General features: G+C 41.4%; 20 protein-coding genes and 4 pseudogenes. 14 read left to right on the forward strand and 10 right to left on the reverse strand.

Translation table 11 applies throughout. The features are described 5' to 3' along the window. Window positions 1-20 precede the first annotated feature (20 nt). From hflC to DWB79_RS11505, 5 genes are all read right to left on the reverse strand, one after another. Entirely contained in the window at window positions 21-1,019 is a 999-nt protein-coding gene (hflC, locus tag DWB79_RS11485) for a protease modulator HflC (RefSeq protein ID WP_016524213.1), read from the reverse strand. Further along, a complete protein-coding gene (gene hflK / locus DWB79_RS11490) occupies window positions 1,016-1,954 on the reverse strand; it encodes an FtsH protease activity modulator HflK (protein ID WP_016524214.1) in 939 nt (312 codons plus the stop codon). The genes hflC and hflK overlap by 4 nt, the downstream gene beginning before the upstream one ends. A 232-nt stretch (window positions 1,955-2,186) precedes the next feature. Next, the gene (locus DWB79_RS11495; protein WP_016524215.1) at window positions 2,187-2,498 is read right to left on the reverse strand and encodes a type II toxin-antitoxin system RelE/ParE family toxin; all 312 of its coding nucleotides are present in this window, start codon (window positions 2,496-2,498) and stop codon (window positions 2,187-2,189) included. Beyond that, window positions 2,498-2,734 carry a hypothetical protein gene (locus tag DWB79_RS11500; RefSeq protein ID WP_016524216.1) on the reverse strand — a complete coding sequence of 79 codons (237 nt, stop codon included), beginning with the start codon at window positions 2,732-2,734 and terminating at the stop codon, window positions 2,498-2,500. Before DWB79_RS11500 ends, DWB79_RS11495 begins: the two co-directional genes overlap by 1 nt. A 62-nt stretch (window positions 2,735-2,796) precedes the next feature. After that, on the reverse strand, window positions 2,797-3,750 hold the full coding sequence (locus tag DWB79_RS11505; RefSeq protein ID WP_016524217.1) for a D-2-hydroxyacid dehydrogenase: 954 nt from the start codon (window positions 3,748-3,750) through the stop codon (window positions 2,797-2,799). A 175-nt stretch (window positions 3,751-3,925) separates the two neighbouring features. Here DWB79_RS11505 and DWB79_RS11510 point away from each other — a divergent pair, with 175 nt between their 5' ends. From DWB79_RS11510 to DWB79_RS11535, 7 genes and pseudogenes are all read left to right on the forward strand, one after another. Next, window positions 3,926-4,090, forward strand: coding sequence for a hypothetical protein (locus tag DWB79_RS11510; protein ID WP_206181009.1), 165 nt, complete (start codon window positions 3,926-3,928; stop codon window positions 4,088-4,090). A gap of 186 nt (window positions 4,091-4,276) precedes the next feature. Continuing rightward, window positions 4,277-5,137, forward strand: a complete 861-nt coding sequence (locus DWB79_RS11515) for a hypothetical protein (RefSeq protein WP_040859257.1) — start codon at window positions 4,277-4,279, stop codon at window positions 5,135-5,137. 161 nt (window positions 5,138-5,298) lie between these two features. Further along, window positions 5,299-5,604, forward strand: coding sequence for an FmdB family zinc ribbon protein (locus DWB79_RS11520; protein WP_040859259.1), 306 nt, complete (start codon window positions 5,299-5,301; stop codon window positions 5,602-5,604). Window positions 5,605-5,608: 4 nt separating this feature from the next. Then, window positions 5,609-5,920 (forward strand): double zinc ribbon domain-containing protein, encoded by a 312-nt coding sequence (locus DWB79_RS12255; RefSeq protein ID WP_338113344.1) that lies wholly within the window; start codon window positions 5,609-5,611, stop codon window positions 5,918-5,920. A gap of 254 nt (window positions 5,921-6,174) precedes the next feature. Beyond that, complete coding sequence (locus DWB79_RS11525; protein ID WP_016524220.1) at window positions 6,175-7,440, forward strand: Glu/Leu/Phe/Val family dehydrogenase; 1,266 nt, start codon at window positions 6,175-6,177, stop codon at window positions 7,438-7,440. A gap of 332 nt (window positions 7,441-7,772) precedes the next feature. Then, entirely contained in the window at window positions 7,773-8,444 is a 672-nt protein-coding gene (locus DWB79_RS11530; RefSeq protein ID WP_016524222.1) for a methyltransferase family protein, read from the forward strand. Between the two features lie 79 nt (window positions 8,445-8,523). Further along, a pseudogene (locus DWB79_RS11535) lies at window positions 8,524-8,863 on the forward strand (hypothetical protein); the annotation flags it as partial. Window positions 8,864-8,965: 102 nt separating this feature from the next. On the opposite strand, the gene DWB79_RS11540 reads toward DWB79_RS11535, so the two are convergent. Continuing rightward, window positions 8,966-9,316, reverse strand: a complete 351-nt coding sequence (locus DWB79_RS11540) for a hypothetical protein (RefSeq protein WP_245541329.1) — start codon at window positions 9,314-9,316, stop codon at window positions 8,966-8,968. Window positions 9,317-9,335: 19 nt separating this feature from the next. Then, a pseudogene (locus tag DWB79_RS11545) lies at window positions 9,336-9,701 on the reverse strand (TIGR02328 family protein). 215 nt (window positions 9,702-9,916) lie between these two features. Between DWB79_RS11545 and DWB79_RS11550 the strand changes: the two are divergent. The 3 genes and pseudogenes from DWB79_RS11550 to DWB79_RS11560 form a co-directional block, all read left to right on the forward strand. Continuing rightward, window positions 9,917-11,452: pseudogene (locus DWB79_RS11550) on the forward strand (ATP-binding protein); the annotation flags it as partial. A gap of 465 nt (window positions 11,453-11,917) precedes the next feature. Further along, entirely contained in the window at window positions 11,918-15,244 is a 3,327-nt protein-coding gene (gene ileS / locus DWB79_RS11555) for an isoleucine--tRNA ligase (RefSeq protein ID WP_016524226.1), read from the forward strand. A gap of 99 nt (window positions 15,245-15,343) precedes the next feature. Further along, window positions 15,344-16,684, forward strand: coding sequence for a PD-(D/E)XK nuclease family protein (locus DWB79_RS11560; protein WP_016524227.1), 1,341 nt, complete (start codon window positions 15,344-15,346; stop codon window positions 16,682-16,684). A gap of 101 nt (window positions 16,685-16,785) precedes the next feature. Here the strand turns inward: DWB79_RS11560 and DWB79_RS11565 are convergent, their stop codons facing one another. Continuing rightward, complete coding sequence (locus DWB79_RS11565; protein ID WP_040859743.1) at window positions 16,786-17,037, reverse strand: helix-turn-helix domain-containing protein; 252 nt, start codon at window positions 17,035-17,037, stop codon at window positions 16,786-16,788. A 123-nt stretch (window positions 17,038-17,160) separates the two neighbouring features. Here DWB79_RS11565 and DWB79_RS11570 point away from each other — a divergent pair, with 123 nt between their 5' ends. The 4 genes and pseudogenes from DWB79_RS11570 (at window position 17,161) to DWB79_RS11580 (ending at window position 19,927) form a co-directional block, all read left to right on the forward strand. Further along, window positions 17,161-17,535 carry a hypothetical protein gene (locus DWB79_RS11570; RefSeq protein ID WP_016524229.1) on the forward strand — a complete coding sequence of 125 codons (375 nt, stop codon included), beginning with the start codon at window positions 17,161-17,163 and terminating at the stop codon, window positions 17,533-17,535. Window positions 17,536-18,034: 499 nt separating this feature from the next. Then, window positions 18,035-18,168: pseudogene (locus DWB79_RS12260) on the forward strand (PIN domain nuclease); the annotation flags it as partial. Window positions 18,169-18,325: 157 nt separating this feature from the next. Beyond that, window positions 18,326-18,817 (forward strand): hypothetical protein, encoded by a 492-nt coding sequence (locus DWB79_RS11575; protein ID WP_016524231.1) that lies wholly within the window; start codon window positions 18,326-18,328, stop codon window positions 18,815-18,817. 591 nt (window positions 18,818-19,408) lie between these two features. Continuing rightward, on the forward strand, window positions 19,409-19,927 hold the full coding sequence (locus DWB79_RS11580) for an NlpC/P60 family protein (protein ID WP_016524233.1): 519 nt from the start codon (window positions 19,409-19,411) through the stop codon (window positions 19,925-19,927). Between the two features lie 75 nt (window positions 19,928-20,002). Here DWB79_RS11580 and DWB79_RS11585 read toward each other — a convergent pair whose 3' ends face one another. Both DWB79_RS11585 and DWB79_RS11590 read right to left on the reverse strand, forming a co-directional pair. After that, entirely contained in the window at window positions 20,003-20,434 is a 432-nt protein-coding gene (locus tag DWB79_RS11585; RefSeq protein WP_016524234.1) for a DUF2871 domain-containing protein, read from the reverse strand. 53 nt (window positions 20,435-20,487) lie between these two features. Further along, complete coding sequence (locus DWB79_RS11590) at window positions 20,488-21,165, reverse strand: hypothetical protein (protein WP_016524235.1); 678 nt, start codon at window positions 21,163-21,165, stop codon at window positions 20,488-20,490. Between the last annotated feature and the right edge of the window lie 82 nt (window positions 21,166-21,247).

Genomic DNA, 21,247 nt, shown 5'->3' on the forward strand with positions numbered 1-21,247 from the left:
AAGCGCCCTATCAGTGCTCGTTAATGTTTATAGAGATATTGAAAGTATTCCATATCGGTTGATAATATCTTTTCTGTATCGGGAAGCGCATTTTGATATACCTCAAGGCTCTTCCAAAAGCTATAAAACTCAGGGGACTTGCCGTACGATGCAGCATAGATTGCGGTAGCCTGCGCATCTGCCGTTCCCTTTATCTTCTCCGACTCGGAATACGCCTTTGACAAAATGCTCTTTTTCTCGTTTTCCAATTTACCGAGCCATTCCGCCTTTTTTCCCTCACCGGTAGAACGGAACGTTTGTGCAATCTGATTCCGTTCCTTAATCATTCTATTATAGACCGAAACCTGCAATTCATCAGAATATTTTATCTCTTTAAAAATAACGTCGATAACCTCAATGCCGAAATCTTCCAGCTGCATATTTGCCTTCTTTAAAATTTCGGCGGCCAGCACATCGCGCCCTTTTTCGATAGCGGCATATACCACCTTTTCCGAACCGGTTACCTCCTCCAGCTTCACTTCGTCCGTATTCAATCCGAATTGCTCTTGATGGACGGTTTCGTTAATGTTGTTGGTGCTGCGGACAACGTCATCCAAACTATTAACGGTGATAATATCCCGTACCGACGAGTCGATAATATCGGAGAGACGTGAATACGCGCCTTCGTAGGTTACGAGCGACTGATAAAACTTACGGATATCCGAAATACGCCAACGGCTGGTCGTATTTACCTCGATAAACTGCTTTTCTTTCGTAAGGATTTTTTGAGGGTCGCCATCGATGCGTAACAGTTTTGCCGTATATCGATGCACTTGATGCAAAATCGGCATTTTAAAATGAATTCCCGCCTCCGTTTCGGTTTTGACAATCTCGCCAAACTGAGTGATGATAGCCGTCTGCCCCTCATGTAAGATGTAAAAAGGCTGTATCATCACCACCAGAATAAGTACAGCCAGTAATGCCACACCTACCTGTACTACCTTTTTAGTCTTTACCGGATCTATTTTACGCGCTCTCACTGTTCCCCTCCCGAAAGATTTTTTAACGGTAAGAAATTTTTGACGTTTTTATCGATGAAGATTACCTTATCGGTATTTGAAAATATCTTATCGAGTGTTTCAAGATAGAGCCGCCGCTTGGTAATATCGGGCGCCTTGCTGTACTCGGCATACACGGCATTAAATCGGGCGACATCTCCTTCCGCCTTGTTGACCCGTTCCGCCGCATAGCCGCGCGCTTCCTGAATCATCCGGTCGGCCTCTCCTTTCGCTTTGGGAATTTCCTTGTTATAGGCTTCTTTACCTTCGTTAATCATCCTGTTCATATCCTGAATGGCGATGTTAACGTCCTCAAAGGCTTGCTGCACGTCCTCAGGCGGGATAACGTTTTGCAGCTGCACCGACGAAACCGCAATGCCGAGGCCCAGCTGCTTATACTTTTCGTTCATAATCTCCTTTGCAGAGAACTGAATGGAGTCGCGTTCCGACCCCATAATATCCAAAATGGCGCGGTCGCCGATTAGACTGTTGATTGCCGCAGTGGACACATCGCGGACGGTGTTAATCCGTTCCCCTTCTTCAACATTAAAGAGCCATGCCTTAGGGTCGATAATGCGGTACTGTACCGTCCATTCAACATTGATGATGTTGAGGTCGCCGGTCAGCATAGAAGATTCGGTGAGGATATTATTCCGGTACTGACTCCGGTCTGATGCCATCGTCGTACGAAAGCCGAATTCTTCCTTTTGAACGGTTGTAACCGGAATGTGATACACCCGCTCGACAATCGGGATAATAAACTGCAACCCGGGCTGCAGCGTCCGGTTGTACTTACCGAGCCGAGTTACCACACCGTTATCCGTTGTCGAAACAACGGTAAAACTGAAAAATGCCAAGATAACGAGTACAACCGCTGCGCCTATCGCAACGAGCTGTCCGTTTTTTAATTGCTTCATTGAAACTCCCTCCGGGTAAGCACATCAGATGTTTATAGTATTCCCCCGCAAAATATATAAGCAGTCCGACCAGAGTTTCGCCGCGTTGCGGCTCAAATGGTCGTCCAGCTTATATATTTTGCGGTATCAGATTGATCCATCTGCTGTGTTTGCTCGTCTTTTATCATAAACACCCCATATTCGCCTCACTTGCATTGCATAGCGCTGTCTGATTTGAAGCGGGCATGAGGTTTTATTCATAATCCGACAAAATTTTGTCTAAATCTCTTTTTCCATATGAAACATGTATTACCGTCGCAATATCTTTTTCTACAACATAAAAGATAGAATAATTGCCTATGGAAAAATAACGAACACCTATTGAATACCATGGTTCATGCGGGTAAAGATGGTAACTTTCCGCCATAAAACTCAAACTATCCATAGCAGAGTAGAGTTTAGTTAAAATGGCATCTGCGTTAATTTTCGATTGTAATTTATTCAAAATATAAGCATAAATGTCTGCTATATCATTTTTTGCTTGATCTGATAAAACTACTTCCATTATGCGAACCGGCTTTTTATTTCTGAAAAGGCTTCTTTAACAGGGGTAACCCTTCCTCCTTTCATATCATCAAATCCTTTTTGCATTTTTGCTTTAAATTCCTCATCGGATTCAATTAATGGATTCAGTCTTTTCTGTGCATATTGATAAAGAAGAAAATCAAGATATTTTGAGGCATCGTCGAGACAAGCTTCCGGTAACGTTTTTATCTGCTTGATAACTGTTTCGTAGGACATCTTCTTCCCCTTATTGCGGCTAGTTTACCATACCTTTCGAAAAAATTCTATAAATTCCCTCCTTACACTACATTCTGCGGTTTACCGGAAAGAAAGCTTTTTACATTATCCGCGGCGAGGTTCAACAGCCGTGTCCGCGCTTCGCGGGTTTGCCATGCGATATGCGGCGTTATGAAGCAGTTGGGACAGCCGAACAGCGGATGGTTTGCAGGCGGCGGTTCGGTGCTCAGTACATCGGCCGCATACCCGCCGATGGCGCCTTTTTTCAGTGCTGCGGCAACCGCCTCATCATCGATAAGCTGCCCCCGTCCGGTGTTGATAATAAATACGCTCGGCTTTACTTTCGAAAGCGCGGCAGCATCGATCATTTTTTCGCTTGCACTATTAAGCGGCGCATTCAAGCTGATAAAGTCGGCTTCGGCAAGGAGAGTGTCAAGCTCCACCTGCTTCGCCGCAGCGAGCCGCGGTACCGTTTTTGACGAACGGTTAACATAGAGCACCCGCATCCCCATCACAAGCGCAATTTCCGCAATCCTTTGCCCGATGTGGCCAAACCCGATAATACCGAGCGTTTTTCCCGTCAGTTCAAACGTCGGAAACGAGGTATAGCAGAAATGCTCACTGCGGCTCCATGTACCGCCGTGAACCTCATCGCTGTGCTCCTTTACGTGCCAATAAAACTGTAAGATGAATGCAAATACCAGCTGCGCAACGCTGTCGGTGCTGTAGCTGGGAATATTCGTTACGGTGATACCTGCCGCATGAGCCGCCTCTACATCGATAACGTTATAACCGGTTGCCAGCACGCCGATGTACCGCAACTTAGGTAAACGCGCAATCAATTCCTTTGAAAACACAATTTTATTCGATAAGACAGCCTCACAGTCTTTTACCCGTTCATATACTTCATCGGGTGCGGTTTTGTCATATATCGTAATATCTGCAATGTCCTGTAAAATCTTCCACGACAGATCCCCCGGATTAAGCGTAAACCCATCCAATACGACTGCTTTCATAGTTTACCCTCCCCAAAAAGTTCTTTTTCATTATAGAAGAAAACGATATTTTCTTCAATTATTTTTATATTTTCAGCAGAAAGGCAAACGCATCAGATGTTTTCCGGAAATATTTTACCTAAAAAACTTAACTGATAAACATTATGAAATACTGTAAAAAAAGAATAATCGGTAAATGATTTATTCGCGCGGATGGTTTAATACCCGCCGTACCTCTACCGCCACGGACGGCGGTGGTTCCGAACAGCAGCAATGTTGTGGCAGAGCCACAACTTGCAGTCAAAACTATACACGGACGTATAGTTTTGACGAACGCTCTGCGTCGGGGTTGTTGATTTGAAAGTTTTGTGCATAAAGAATCTTGTAGTAAAGCCCGCCGATATAAGTCCGATCGCATCAGATAATATTCTAATAATCTCAAATTGACAGTGTGTCCCCATACATATTATAGTAGACAAGGATAGCAAAAATATAACCAACTTTTGAGATATCCTCATATTTGAAGCATAACGATAAAGGGAATTACGTGCAAAAGTTTTGTTTTTCTAAAATATTCGGAGTCGGCGGCATTATAGCGGCAGTTATTCTGGCAAGTAGCTGTGTATCACATCCTTCTGAGTATGATATGCAAGCCTTCGGTGCCGTTGGAATGGACGCCGATGTGTATATAGTTGCTCCGATTTCAGGGAACGAGTCGCTTTTAAAGGCGCTGTTTACCGCCTTTGTTCCGGAGAAAACCGCTGCGCAGTACTTGAGCCGGACATCGATACTATATATCGGTGCAGACTATAAGGTAACACCGTCGGTAACTGTTGTTTCGAGCGGTTCCTATCCCGTCAGCTTAGGAGATTTGCTGTTTTCTAAAAAAGACGGTTGGGAAAAACGCCGCGCTGCAGCGCTGAACAATCATACCTATTATTCTTCTGCGATTGCGGATATAGTGGTGCAGGAAAAAACAGCCTTTATGCTCTTAGGCGACAATCAACGAAATTCAGCGGCGTTTTTGCAGCGGATAGCCGAACCTCACCGACCGGTGTTCCCGCCTCGATTCCAAGCTCTGACTGAACTCAGCGGTGTAGGTGAAATCGGCTTATACGCTCGGTCAGGCAGCCGTATCGCAACCGCTTTGTTAGGCTTAGAGGATATCGAACTGCCGATACGATCGATAGAGCTTTATCTGAAAAAGGATATCGACGCACTGTATCGTTGTTCTGCGATGTTTGAAGCGACAGATGCTCGTGCCGCTCTTGTAGTCCGGCTGCTTCTTAGTCATGGTATGAATGGAGACTTTTCCGTTCAAGACTCTTCTGTTTTTGTAGAAAATGCCGATATTACAGAAACAGAGCTTATTAGAATGCTAAAACCTATCATTTTTAAAAGCTTATAAGGAACAATTAAAAACCTGATTCACAATCCGCGTTAGCGGATAAGGGAATCATTCCCTTACAGAACAAGCCGATAGGCTTGCGGTTTTTAGACGTTTCCCTTGATTTTAATTTGCGTTGACGGAAGTCTTTTTGATATATTTTTCGTAATTATGGGGTATTTATGCCTACGTATGACTATATGTGCGATTCTTGCGGAGCTGCTTTTGAGGTACAGCATAAAATGACTGATACTCCCGTTATAGTTTGCCCTCAATGCGGAGCATCCGCTCATCAAGTATTCTCCGCAGGATTTGGATTAAACTTTACCGGTAAAGGTTTTTATCAAACAGACACACAAAAAACAGCAGCGTCTGAAAATGCGAAGAAGGTTGATGTACAAGAAGGATCTTCGCAAAAAAAGGATAAACCAGCTCAGTCGTGCAGCGGAGGCTGCGACTGTTCAGACAGCTGTTCGTGTTCAAGCTAAGTATATGAATAAACAACCTAAGTTTTTTTGTGAAAATTGTAATGCAGAAGTCCGCCGTGATGCGGTGATCTGTCCGTATTGCGGTCGCTTTTTTGCCTCCGTGCGGTGTCCTTCGTGTGGATTTACCGGAACACATAAAGAGTTTAAAGACGGATGTCCTTCGTGCGGCTATGCATTCACTCCTGATGTACAAGAGAATAAAAAGAGTAAAACAAAAAAAAGAAAAAAAAGAAATTTCATATTATGCGATATACCAAAGGTGAAGCCAATATCCGCACCGATACTGACCCTTTACCCTTATGGATATACGGGGTAGTTCTTTTGCTCTGTGTGATTCTTGCAGTAATTTTCTTCCTCTTTTAAGTAAAAAATACTTATTCCGAACGAAAATATCGACGCTATTCCGATACCCTGAAAACACAACACACGATAAATTTTTGCTTGACTGTTAGCAATTTCGGCTCTATACTTATAGATAATATAAGTGAGGTAAAATGAATACAGCTAAAGTTTTTAGTTCCATTTTACCATAATAGTATTGTTTGCTGAAACTTATTGAGGAGGAGTTTTATGAGCAAAGAAACCTTAAATCCGTTAGCAAATGCACAAGCACAGGTAAAAAAAGCGTGTGATGCTTTGGGAGCAGACCCCGCGGTGTATGAATTATTGAAAGAACCGCAGCGGATGATCGAAATTTCTATTCCGGTAAAGATGGATAACGGTTCTATCAAGGTATTTAAAGGATATAGAGCTGCGCATAACGATGCAGTCGGTCCCTACAAGGGTGGTATCCGCTTCCATCAGAATGTCAATGCCGACGAAGTAAAAGCTCTTTCTATTTGGATGAGTATTAAATGCCAAGTAACCGGTATTCCCTACGGCGGCGGAAAGGGCGGCATCACTGTTGATCCTTCAGAACTTTCGCAGCGCGAGCTGGAGCAGCTTTCACGCGGCTGGGTACGCGGTTTGTATAAGTATTTGGGCGAAAAAGTAGACGTACCTGCTCCGGACGTCAATACTAACGGACAGATTATGGCGTGGATGCAGGATGAATACAATAAACTCACCGGCGAGCAGACAATCGGCGTCTTTACCGGTAAGCCGCTTACCTACGGCGGTTCCAAGGGAAGAAACGAAGCAACCGGTTTCGGCGTTGCAGTTGTTATGCGTGAAGCCTGCAAAGCAATCGGTATGGATTTAAAGAAAGCAACCGTTGCCGTTCAGGGTTTCGGAAACGTCGGAAAGTTCACCGTTAAGAACATCATCAAGTTGGGCGGAAAAGTTGTTGCAGTTGCGGAATTCGATAAGAAAGAAGGCACATACGCAACCTATAAAGAAAGCGGCTTTACCTTCGAAGAATTGAACGAAGCAAAGACAAAAGACGGCAGCTTACTCCATGTTCCCGGTGCAAAGAAAATTTCTCTCGATGACTTCTGGGCATTGAATGTTGATGTTATCAGCCCTTGCGCAATGGAAAACGCAATTAAAGAGCACGAAGCCAATTTGATCAAAGCGAAATTGGTCTGTGAAGGTGCAAACGGCCCCATCACGTTGGAAGCGGACGATATCCTTTACAAGAAGGGCATCCTCGTTACTCCCGATATTCTGACCAATGCCGGCGGCGTTACCGTTTCTTACTTTGAATGGGTACAGAACCTCTACGGTTACTATTGGACGGAAAAAGAAGTTGAAGAGAAAGAAGAGCGCGCAATGGTCGATGCATTCAACCCGATTTGGGCATTGAAGCAAGAAAAGAACGTTTCGTTCCGCCAAGCAACTTATATGAAGTCCATCAAGAGAATTGATGAAGCGATGAAGGTAAGAGGCTGGTATTAATCCCAAACTTCATATCTGCCGGAAAATAAATGGAAACATCTAAAAGCTTTCATTTTTAGATGTTCCTATATAGTTAGGTAGAAGAGCTTAATCTGCAAGGCGCATCGGGTGTCGTAAATGGTCATTCAATGCGCCTTTTTTATTTTTAAAGTTTTTACCGTATATCATCTGATTACAAATATTGGAAAACAAGGGGAGCTTGGAAAATCCTGCTTATATTATTATCCGGTAAAAGCGGATTTCATACAGAATATTATCGTAAAAGACATGGCTTCTTTTGTTGGAAAAATTCTATATAATGAGAATATTTCCGGACAGTGGAGGGGGTTTGTATGGAAAAAGATTTATGCTTTAAGGCTTTGGTAAAGTTTTTTTTCGGTGTGATTGTCGTAGGGATTTTACTGTTTTTGCCTGCAGGAACATTTTATTATTGGAAAGCATGGTTATTGATGGGAATATTATTTATTCCGATGTTTTTTGCGGGACTTATATTGCTGTTGAAAAATCCCGAATTGCTCAAAAAACGCTTGAATACAAAAGAAGAGCAAGCGGAACAAAGGCTTGTGATAAAACTGACAGGATTGATGTTTCTTTTGGGATTTATTTTGGCCGGATTGAATTTCCGCTTCGGCTGGATAATAATGCCCGATCGGGTTTCATGGATCGGTGCTGCCGTATTTCTTTTTTCATATATGCTTTATGCAGAAGTATTGAGAGAAAACACCTACTTATCGCGAACGGTAGAAGTCCGAAAAGGACAAAAAGTTGTTGATACCGGATTGTATGGAATTGTTCGCCATCCTATGTACGGCGTAACGATTCTTTTGTTCCTTTCGGTGCCTTTGGTGCTCGGCTCTATTATATCTTTTGTTGTTTTTCTTGCATATCCGGTGATTATAGCGAAAAGAATTAAAAATGAAGAAGCCGTCCTTGAAAAAGAATTAAACGGATATGCCGAATATAAAAATAAAGTAAAATACAAAATCATTCCGTATATTTGGTGAGTATTGATTTTACCGTACGGAGCTTATTAGGAAAAATCGAATATATTGTCCTGTATGTAAATATGCAGAGGTATTGTGTATAAAAAATACGGTTGTATATATACACGGAAAAGGCGGTTCAGCTGACGAAGCGCTTTACTATAAAAAGTTTCTTAATGACGATTATGAGGTTTTAGGATTTGATTCATGCGGAGAGTTTCATACCCCGGCGCTCTGCGTCGGGGTTGTTGATTATACCTCAGAATTGCCGTGGCAGAACGATGAAGAATTTCAAAACTATTTTGATTCCGTTATTCAAAATTATAATCAAATCTTATTAATTGCAAACAAACAGTATAGGGGCTTGCTTTTCTATGCTGTCCTTATCGGAAAAACCAATCGAAAAAGCACTGTTTGTTTCCCCCATTGTCAATGAGGAATGGAGCGAAAGCGGAACAGCGGACGTAGCGACCCGAACTGAGTGAGGGAAACCTCCGGATAAAATTCAAAGAGAATAATAAGACGGAACTTTCACCAATGGGTTATCCTACGGCAGTCATCACTTTACCGATAAAGTAAATTCCCCAGATTACTCCGCCTATAATCAACAGCCTTACCAGAGACAGAAAAGCGATGGACAATGACTTTCTTTTTATATTTGTATCTCTTTGAAAACTCAAAGCAATAACAGCAAATTTCAATAAAATGCTGATGATGGCTATGGTTAGCCCGTACCGGAAAACAAGACCTACCATAAAAAAGCCGATCTCCACACTTCCAAGTCCCAGTGAAAAACCGATAACAAAGCACGTACAAAGAATAATGTCTAAGGCTATGGAGCCCCACAGTATATATTTAATGAGCTTTTCGCTTTTATCCATACAAAGTTCCATACGTTTGATGTTACCCTACTTAATCCAAATGAATTCCCTTGGTTTCTAAATTCTTGAGACACTCACGATAATAGCAGTCATCATGTTCGGCATATATAGGTTTGTGTACTTCAATGACCGCTAAATTGTTATATGCCAGACATCTTCTGCCGCGATAGTCTTTGTCCAACCACTCAGGACTAACCCTGTAGCCTCGTCGATTCATCTCTGCCATAATGAGTTGGTGATAACAATAAAGCAGATAAGGTGAATAACGAAAAACATAATTGACAGTTGCATGCTGCCTGCCCCAGCCGTTTCAGCTCAAGGCACAACACTCCCTATGTTGTCCTAACAGCTGTTGACGCGGAAGTTTGCTAATCATATCTTGATGCCACAGTCTCATCTAATTCTCTCAATATATAACTTAGAGCGAGTTGCTTATGTGCTGCCCAAAGTTTTTGATACTCTTGTAATCGATTGGATTCTCTCATAACGTGTGGCAAACTGTCAATCGTTAGATAATAACGTATACTTGTAATGATGCCGCGCAGTGTATACGCCGTATATTTTCAAAAGTCGCTAAATTGCCAGATAGGACAAATCCTGCTATACTTTTGCATGAGCTTTCCACGAAAATTGCCGATCGGCGTACAGAGTTTTGAAAAGCTCCGCCGAGATGAATATCTCTATATTGATAAAACTCCATTTATTTGAAAGTTTGTGCAAACTTCCAATCCTTATTTTCTCAGTCGTCCGCGGCGGTTTGGCAAGAGTTTGTTCCTTTCGACTTTGGCGGCATACTTCCTCGGACAAAAAGAGCTGTTCACAGGTCTCTATCTTGAAAAAGCTGAAGAAGAACAAGCAGTATTGGAAAATAGAGCTGCATGGCAGGAATATCCTGTGCTATATCTTGACTTTAATATCGGAAAATATACAGATAGCGGTGCCTTAAATGATCGGCTACATGTTATGTTATCTGAAGCAGAGTCTTTATATGGTATTTCGACATCGAAAGAAGCTCAACCGTTTTTTGCTTCACGCTTTGAACGGCTGATAAAGGCTGCCTATCAACAGACCGGCAAGCAAGTAGTGATTCTGGTAGATGAGTATGATAAACCGCTCCTGCAAACGATGGACGTAAATGAAGCCTTGAACGAAAACTACCGCAATACCCCCAAAGCATTTTACTCCGTCATTAAAACCTGCGATGAATATATCCGTTTTGCCTTTTTAACCGGCGTTACCAAGTTCAGCAAAATCAGTATTTTTAGCGATCTGAATAATCTGAAAGACATCAGCTTACATGAAACGTATGCCGGTATCTGCGGAATCACCCAAAAAGAATTGGAAGCAAATTTTCAACCTGAAATACAAGTGCTTGCCGATAGTCAAGACTTAACCTATCAGGAAACATTGACCACCTTACAGCAATGGTACGACGGCTACTGTTTTGTACCTGCAGGGGAAGGCATGTATAATCCTTTTAGCCTTCTCAATGCGTTTGCAAAGGAAAGATTCGGAAGTTACTGGTTTGAAACGGGAACCCCGACTTTTTTAGTCAATTACCTCAAAGATGCCCACTATTTTATCCCTGACTTGGATGGACAGGTCGTACTCACTGAATCGGAGTTGCAAACATACCGAGCCATTGCACAAGAGCCGTTCCCCATTTTATTCCAGTCGGGCTATTTAACCATTAAAGAAGCAGGGCTCTATCGATTGGGCTTTCCGAATGATGAAGTGCGGTACGGCTTTTTTGAAAATCTGCTGTCTGCGTATTCCGATGTGCCGTTCGGTCAAACAGGTGTATGGGTAGGACGTTTTGTACAGGATATCCGCAAGGGGAAGGTCGATGCCTTTATGGAACGGATGCAGTCGCTTATCGCCGGTATCTCATACAACAACTTTAGCAGCAAAGAACTGAAATTGCGGGAGCAAAACTACCAGACTGCGGTGTATCTGATTTTTAAACTGATGGGGCAGTTTGTGCAGACGGAAGTGCATTGCTATAGCAGAACCGCCAAGGATGTCATCGTTAAAGAATGTACGTCCTGTACATTCTTTAACTTCGAGTTTGCACTGCAAACTCGATTCTGCTGTGAACCACTGACCTCCTGTCAGAGCAGTGAGTTTGCAGCATGCAAACTCACGTCCAAGCATTGACAAGGATGTCAATGCTTGGACACAGCGGCACAGGATAGAAGCGGTATCCTTTTTATTGCGAGTATGGTGCAGCAGCAGCCTTCGACGTGAGGAGAAGCGCTGCGGGATTTTTGCAGAAGCAAGAAAAAGATACAAGCGGATAGCCCGGTTTTTGCGTAAGCAAAAAGCCGCCCAAATATTGACATAATGACGTAAAAAATTGAAACTAGTACATCTAAATAGATGGGCATCTCTAAAAACTCGGTCAGCTTTTAGAGATGCCCGACGAGTTTTACTTTAAGTCTTTATATTGTAATAACTTAAAGTAAAACATCGCAAATAAATGTAAGGAAAACCTCTAAAAACTGAAGTTTTTAGAGGTTCTCATATTTGCGTTTTAGTGAAAGAGGGGCATTTCTAAAGATTAAAGTTTTAGGGGTTCCAGATAACGCCTTTTATAGACAAGGAGTATGAGGTATGTATACACCGGTTGATCCTAAGGTGGATTTTCCGAAACAGGAAGAAGCGGTTTTGCGCTTTTGGGAAGACCACGATGTTTTTAAGAAGTCTGTTGCACAGCGTGAGGGGGCTGATGAGTACGTGTTTTTTGACGGCCCGCCCTTTGCAACGGGGCTGCCGCATTTTGGGCATTTTGTGCCGAGTACGATTAAGGATATTATTCCGCGTTATCAGACGATGAAGGGGAAGAAGGTTGAGCGGCGGTTTGGATGGGACTGTCATGGGCTGCCGGTAGAAAACTTGATCGAAAAAGAGCTGGGGCTGAACTCGAAGACCGACATTGAAAAGTACGGTATTGCCAAGTTTAATGAGGCGTGCCGGGCGAGTGTGCTGCGCTATGTGAAGGAGTGGCGGCATACGATTAATCGGCTGGGACGCTGGGTTGATTTTGATAACGATTATAAGACGATGGAACCGGCGTATATGGAGTCGATTTGGTGGGTGATGAAGCAGCTGTGGGAGAAGGGGCTGTTGTATGAGGGGCATTATATTTTGCCGTATTGCCCGCGCTGTTCCACGGTACTTTCCAATCATGAGCTGAATCTCGGCGGTTATAAGGATGTACACGATCCTGCGATTACCATCCGCTTTAAGGCGCGGTATACCGTTGCGGGGACTCCTGCGGCGAAAACTTTTCCGGCTGGAGTTGCTAAGTCTACCGATTCAGCAGGGGGCACTCATGATGCAGGAGCGCTCCCGCCGAATACCTATCTTTTGGCGTGGACAACCACCCCGTGGACACTGCCGAGCAACCTGGGGCTTGCGCTCGGTGCAGATATCGACTATGTGCTGGTAGCTGATGAGGGTGAGCACTATATTCTTGCCGAATCCCGCTTAGCTGCGTATTACCGCGAACCGGAAAAATGCACCGTTATATGGAAGAAAAAGGGTGCAGAGCTGCAAGGTATCTGCTATGAGCCTCTCTTCCCGTATTTTGCGAATTTGACCGTAAAAGAGGACGGCAGTTCCGATGATGCAGGACGGGGTGCCTTCCAGACTTTAATCGGCGACTTTGTTTCTACGGAAGACGGTACGGGTATTGTTCATACAGCGCCGGGCTTCGGTGAAGAGGATAGCACGCTATTTAAGGGAAGCGGAATACCGATGATCTGCCCTGTCGATGCCGAATGTAAGTTTACGGCGGAGGTTCCGGACTTTCAGGGACGCTTTGTAAAAGATACTGATAAAGATATTATGGAGCGGTTGAAGGTTGAGCGGAAACTGGTGAAACGGGATCAAATCCTGCACGCCTATCCGCACTGCTGGCGCTGTTCAAGTCCGCTCATTTATCGTGCCGTCAGCAGCTGGTTTGTTTCGGTGGAAAAGGTAAAGGACGCACTACTGCGGGCGAATAGCAAAATCAACTGGCAGCCTGCTCATATCAAAGAGGGACGCTTTGGAAAGTGGCTTGAAGGCGCCCGCGACTGGGCAATCAGCCGGAACCGGTACTGGGGAAATCCGCTGCCGATCTGGAAGTGTTCCAATCCCGACTGCGGACACTCCCTCTGTGTGGGAAGCCGCGATGAGCTGAAAGAATTGAGCGGTGTTTATCCCGAAGACTTGCACAAGCACTTTGTTGATAAGATTACCATACCGTGTAAGCAGTGCGGCAAAACGATGTACCGTGTTCCGGAAGTGCTGGACTGCTGGTTTGAGTCCGGTTCGATGCCGTATGCGCAAGTGCACTATCCCTTCGAGAATAAAAAATACTTTGAAGAGCACTTCCCCGCTCATTTTATTTCCGAAGGGCTGGATCAAACCCGCGGCTGGTTCTATACGCTGACTGTCTTGGCGGCTGCGCTGTTTGACCGCCCCGCCTTTGAAAACTGTATTGTCAATGGGCTGGTGCTGGCAACTGACGGGAAAAAGATGTCTAAGTCGCTGCGGAACTATACCGATCCCAATGAGGTTGTCCAGCAGTTCGGGGCGGATGCGCTGCGCTTGTTCCTGATGCACTCAAACGTGGTTAAGGCGGAGGATTTGAAATACTCCGATGACGGTGTGCGCGATATTCTGAAAGGTATTTTGATTCCGCTGTGGAACAGCTACAGCTTCTACGTGACGTATGCGAACATCGACGGTGTTACGCCGCCTGCCCATGCAAAACTCGACGGCACGGATGCGCACATCGCTGCCTTTGTGAAAGAGCTGAACAATCCGCTTGACCGCTGGATTCTCTCCGTAACTGAAAAGCTTGTGTTTGATGTAACGGCGGCGTTGGACGATTACGACCTTACGAAGGCAATTGACCCGATTGTTGCATATATCGATCAGCTGAACAACTGGTATATCCGCCGCTCCCGCCGCCGCTTCTGGAAGAGCGAAAACGACGGCGACAAGGCGCAAGCCTACGAGACCTTGTACCGCGCGCTCAAGAAGTTTGCACTGGTCGCGGCTCCGGTTGTACCGTTTATCACCGAATCGATTTGGCAAAACCTGAGAACAGCTGATGATCCTCTTTCCGTACACTTGGCGGATTATCCCGTCTATGCGGAAGCGGCGCGGGATACCGAGCTTGAGTTTAAGATGGAGACGGTGCAAAAAGCCGTGTCGATGGGACGGGCGCTCCGGTATCAGTTCAATTTGAAAATCCGCCAGCCGCTCAAAGCTGTGGAAATTGTTACGAAGAACCAGCAGGAGAAGTCGGTCTTACGCGAAATGGAAAGCAGCATTATGGAAGAGCTGAACGTGAAAGAGGTGATTTTCCACGACAAAGAGGATGAGCTGGTTGAGTATTCCGCCAAGGCGAATTTTAAGGTGCTGGGAAAAGAGCTCGGCGCAAAGATGAAAACCGCAGCGGCTCAAATTGAAAAACTCTCTTCCGCGGAGATTGAAAGCCTCTTTGACGGCGCAACTTTGAGCATTGATGTTGAGGGGCAAGCGGTTGAGCTGACCTCCGACAAGGTGATCTTGAACCGCATTGAAAAGGCGAACCTCAAGGTGTTGAACGAAGGAACACTGACGGTTGCGCTTAACACGCAGGTAACCGAGGAGCTGCTGCTGGAAGGCTATATCCGCGACCTCGTCCGCGCGGTGCAGAACCTCCGGAAGGAGTCCGGGCTTGAGGTAACCGACCGGATTACGCTGAGCGTTTCCGGCATTGATACGGACGGGAAGCACCTCTTGCAAAAAGCGTTCGAGGCAAACAAGGACTACCTGATGAATGAGACCTTGGCTGTCGAGGCGGCCTTTGGGGCCGAGCTGCCTGCAGGAAAGACTGCCGCCGAGCTTGACATGGGCGATGGGCTATGCTGGCACATCGCGCTGGAGAAGGCGGAGGTGTAGGAGAATAAGTTTTAAGTTTTAAGAAATGGGCGCATCCGGTATAGTAAGGAGGGTGCGCCTGTTGTTTGGGGAAGGGTTTAGATTAAAGGATGAATAAGTTTGACTAAAGAGGATATTTTCCGTGATTTTCTTGAAAAATGTGGGGAATGCGATGAAACACTGATAGATTTCTTTGAACGATTCCTATTTGTCATTATCAAAGAACATGTTATAGAGGAAATCCGACTTAAAAAGAGAAAAATACCGTTTCCCTTTAATATTTTACATATTTTTAAAAATCATACAAATGAAGTAAAAAATTCTACTTTATTGAAAGAAATACTTAATACAGAAATCAATGGTACCTGTTTAAGAGTAGATTTTATTCAATATTTAAATACGCTATTCAATTGGACTCTGGATATACAAGCAATTCAACCGGTGGAGATAGAAAAATATTGTGATAACTCCGGTCGTATTGACCTATTTATTGAAGGAAAGAATTTCACTTTAATTATTGAAAATAAAATTGACGCAGGGGATCAACCGCAGCAATTAAAACGGTATATTGACTCCGTCCGTGACGAATATGCAAAAGATACCTATGTGATATACCTTACTCGATGGGGATATACCCCATCTGAAAATAGCTTACCGGTACCGCTGCGTAATGAACTTGGTAAAAAATTCAGGCTATTAAAACACGGCAATATAGGTCAGTGGATTGAGCTGTTGTTGGAAAAAGATGAATATGCTTGTATAAAAACAAATCAAGCATATAAATATCTTTATTCGGGACTTCTTCAGTTTATGCATACCGAATTACTGCTTAGCAATATGACACAGGAGGATAATGTGACAAAAGAGGTTATCAAAAGTATTTTACAAAAATATTTTTCTGAAAATGGAAAAACAACTTTATCAGATCTCGAAGAATATAAAAGTATATTTTGCAATGCAGAGGCTGTTATTGCCGAGATGATCAAAGAAGAACAATGCAATAATTTTCTTAAAGATAACAACGTAGAAAAATACTTCAGCTTTGCAGATAAGATAGTCAAGATTGTTATAGAAGAATGTGATAAAAAGAACATAATTTATGCTCGTCCTGTAAAAACCTTTCAACAATTCAAAGATGAATTATTGCAGAATTTTGATACAGAGTACTACGCTCATCTATTGGAGATTACAGTAAATGAAAATATTCCTCCAATTATTGTTGAAATCGGATATGGATACAAAGAATTCTATGGAACATATTTTGGTGTTTGGGATGATACAAAGAATCCAATTTTAGCAGGCATTTTAGAGAAAAAAATTAAAGCGATTTTTAAAGACATTTCATATTACCAATATACTGATGATAAATGGCAATTCTTATATACATTTGAACCAGGAGAAAAAATCTCTGAACAACAAATTGCAGACGATATTATGAAGCTATGTGAACTCTGCAAATGATATTTTCAAAAGAATGAGATAATGTATAATCGGAGTGTTGATTAGGAAAAAAGCAAAAAGAGACTGCTGAAATAATATCCGCAGTCTCTTTTTTTGTGATGTTATACATTTTTAGGCGGTTCCTGCGTATCGCTTTTTTCTAATTTTTTTTCAACACGGCTCATAAAATAAGTCAGCGATACATCGAATGCTTTTGCAATATTGTTAATAATGGTGAGAGACGGTAGTTTTATGCCTTTTTCAATTTCAGAAATATATACTTGATGCGAATCAATAGCATCTGCCAATTTTTCTTGAGATAAATGCTTTTCTTTCCGCAGTTCCCGTATGGTATCCCCCACTTCTTTATTCACATAATGAGTATAAATTTTTATAAGCAAAAACATTACAAGCTATTGCTTATAAATTGAAATATATGCTATAGTTTATAAGAAAGATTAGATTATGTATGAGGAAAATACTAAAGGGGGAAAATTATGGCGGCAGTAGTTCATAATGAGAAAGAATTAGGAGAGGCATTGAAAAATGATGCTATCGAAATTGAAATTGCAGATGAAAATTTGACTGGTCATGTCATAAGAATAAAAATAACCGGTGCTATTGCATGGGTCGTCGCGATTGGTGCTATTGCAGTTGCTGTTATCGCAATTTTAGCAGCTCCTGTTACAGGAGGAACTTCTGCCGTAGCAAGTGCAGTCGCAGCGCCGGCAGCAGCGGCCGTATTAGGTGTTGGTACCACAACAAGTGCTATAGGAATTGCAGTCGCCGCTGGTGGTGTCAGTGCTTTGAATAAATTACGTGAATACAAAATTGAAAAACGCAATGGTACAACTTATTTAGTAAAGCAGTAAAATTTGTAGATACAATGATCTATTAGAAAGTAATATCAATGTATTGATAAGGCTCATATATATGATGTATATAGGATTTCTATACCAAGTTTCTTTTCTATAATTAAATGGCAAAAAGCCGTATAGAAAATTATGCAAATGGCTGAGAATAAGATACTTTAGAGGAAGATTTATCTTCGGTAACAAAGATTCAGTCAGTTTCATTAAGTATTGAATTAAAGAAAGCTTTGAAAAAAGGAAGTAAGACAATATGATTTCACCTAACGCCCCTCTTTTTACGGAATTATATGCAGCATTTAAATGTACTGCTTGCGGTTGTGTTTGCGAGTATTGGGATGGAGCTTCATTCAAAGAAAAATTAGGACTTTCGTTTCGTACCTGTCCGGACTGCGGCGGAAAACTAAAATATACAAAAAAAAGCGCTTACCCGTCAGATAGTAGGGATAGGATTCTTCGGCAATATTGAGGAATGCATAGGTTTCAAAAAACTGAAAATGGGGATATAAAAGATTTACCGGTTCTTGTATCCACCATTTTATCTGATTCGGATATTTTATTACAGGAAACAAGGATTATGAAGCGATAAAAATTGATAAGCCATTAATTTTTACACTGACAAAATATAAGATATAAAGATGTTATCGTTTTATTTTTATCAGCTTAGATTGGAAATGAGCGGTTTTTATGATATTATGTGGAAAGGTCGAAACCATGTTAGATTGACGGCTTAAAGAGCCGCTCGTTTTTTAATTTAAATATAATATATACAAATAAATAAGGTGTATAATAAATGGCAATAACGATGATAGCAACTCTTATGCTGATGGTGTTTTATTTTCTTTTGTTGTATGGAGGAGTGGCTTTTGTTCAAAACAAGAAGTTTTTTTCTTCAGCCCCCAAAGAGGTTTATGATGCTGTTCCTGATAGAAAAGAAAGATTTCACGGTGCCCATATAATCGGTTGGATTATAATTGCAATTGCTTTTCTTATCCTTTTGGGTGCATTTATAGTTGGAGCATGGGACGGAATTCATAATAATTTTCATTTTATTGAGTTCTTCATAAGATTTTTAATTATGCTTTACGGGATGGAAACTTTCGATATTGTGTTTTTCGATTGGATTCTTCTCTGTCATTCAAATTTCTTTCCTCATTTTTATCCGGAAGTTAAGGATATCGTAGGTCCGCATTTATTTGGATTTAATTGGAAAACACATGTTATGCATTACATTATATATATTCTGATTTGTGTCGCACTAGCGTGGATATGTACTTTGTTTTAGGAAGCTCATTTGTTATGGAAAAAGAATTAATACTGAATATATTTTGAGGTATTTTGATAGTCATTTATTATTGGTATTTTAAAAATAATAAGATTACTTCTATAACGAATGAGCAAAAATTCGAATTTGAGTATCTTTCAAAATTAAAACCGGTCTACCGATAGCATACAAATTAATAATGTAATTTTTAATGTTTTAGACAAAGATATTAGCGATGCGATATTTTAAATAAATGAATATAGAAAAAATAAAATTAGAAATATTAACATATTAACAAAAGTAAGGGCTATTTTTGAATTTATTTTTATGTTTAATGTAGTCCTATCTATATTAGTTATTTTTAGTATTATTTTACCTCTAAATTTATTTGCACAGAAGTTCGTGTGCATTTTAAACAATGTTATCACCCTCATTTCGAGTTGGTACTTTGTTCAGTTATTGCACTTTATTGAACAATTAAGTCAAGATAAGTTTGATTTAAACGGTTATCCCATGTATAATCAAGAGGGTATTTGTTACAAGCAATCTTTCAGAAAAATACTGATAAAGTCTTTTCCACATCATTCTATATAGGATGGTAACAGAGTAGTTATGAAAAAGAAAATATTGGTATTCATATTTATTATTATAAATATATCTTGTCAGATATCATTTTTCATTTCACCTGAAATCGGGTCTAAGGTCGTTTCGTATGCTTATAAATATATCAATGCAAATACTAAATATGTATGTGGTGGAAGAGATTCTTTGCATACAGGAGTAATAAACATCGATTGTTCTGGTTTGGTAGTACAATGCTATCGATATGCTATTGCAGATAATATAAAGTATGATTTATTATTTTGCGATGCAAATATTCAAGATATGTTTAAGTATTATTCAGTATTCACAGATACACTTTCAGCAGGCGATATAATTTTTATGAGTGAAGAAGATAATAATGATATGCCCACTCATATAGGAATTTATATTAAAACCATCGATAATAATATTTATAATAATATTTATTCTATTGACGCTACGCAAGGCAAAATTGAGCAAGAAACTCATTTTAATAATACATTCAATGATAGCTATAGTTTAATCAACAATCCCAATGTTCTGAGTTGAGATTGTTGATTATCCATCTGAAGTATGATTTCTGCTTTTCTTTCTAGGATAGGGCATCTCTAAAAACGGAAGTTTTTAGAGGTTCCCGATACTTTTTTCAGTGTATGCTTTTTTAAGAGAAAGTAAAAACAATATCAAGCCGATGCCGGTTAAAATATGACCGATACCGGCAATTCCCGATATTGATGCATCAAACCCTTTAGAAAGGGTAATGTGTAATACCTGCGGTATGCCCCGAACAAGCATCATAAAAGCTGTCAGCGGTACTCCGACATTATATAGCTTTAAAAAAACACGAAAGGTTTTAAACTGACTTAAATCCAGTTGAGCGTTGAAAAGAGCCACAAGCAGAAAAATCATCATACCTAACAGGAAAAGATGAGGATGAACCTTCCCCAAAACGGTTGTACCTGAAAAACCATTCCACTTTGTAAATTCCCGATAAAAAACTCCAGCAGCGGCAGCAGCTATTGCATAGATAAATGCTATGTCTATATATTTCTTCATTATTTTCTCCTTTATAAAGATGCCCAGAAATGAAGCATCGGAATACAAACCGTTTAGGCTGCCATCCCCTTATCATTTTTTCTCATCGCCTGAAAACCGATCATAACTGTCCACACATACGCACAGGTTTTAGGAATCATTAAAATACCGATAAGTGGAAATGAATCCGAAAAAAGAACGACGGGAATGTAAAATCCGAAACTGAGTACGATGGTAAGCCAAAGCAAGCCGAATGCTGTATCGTTGGTTTCTTTTGCACTTTTATAAAATAAACCAATAATGAGAATACCCAAAACCGTAAAGGGGATGTTCCGATAAATAGCCCATGAAAGCGGGGCATCCGAACTCGTCCATGCATTTTGGGGCATAAAACATAGCGTTATGCGTAGTGCCGCAAGGATATACACTGCAACAGTGAGTTGCTTTTTTTCCGCAATAGCATAGCGTTCCCGCCATACATGATAAAGCAGCACATAGAACACTGTCATTGTTACCGACGTTATCCATTTTCCAATACCGAGCGAGACAATGTGGTTTTCCAGTCCTGTTGTTAAAAGGGCTACCGATCTGGGTATAAGATGAAAAGAATCTCCAAAACCCAAGGTAACGGCCATAATCCCGTAGAGCAAAAACTGTTTTTGCCCTTTTGCATTTTTGATCATAATAAGACCGAGGATAATGACTGTCGGTAAGTAGATAAAATCAAAAATGGTTTCCATAATTGCCTGCATATTCTGTCCTCCAAAACAAAAATGAACATTGTTCATATTACGGCATATAAAATACCACGCATTCAAAACTAAAATGAGTTTT

Source organism: Treponema medium (assembly GCF_017161265.1).
GTDB classification, from domain to species: Bacteria; Spirochaetota; Spirochaetia; order Treponematales; family Treponemataceae; genus Treponema; species Treponema medium.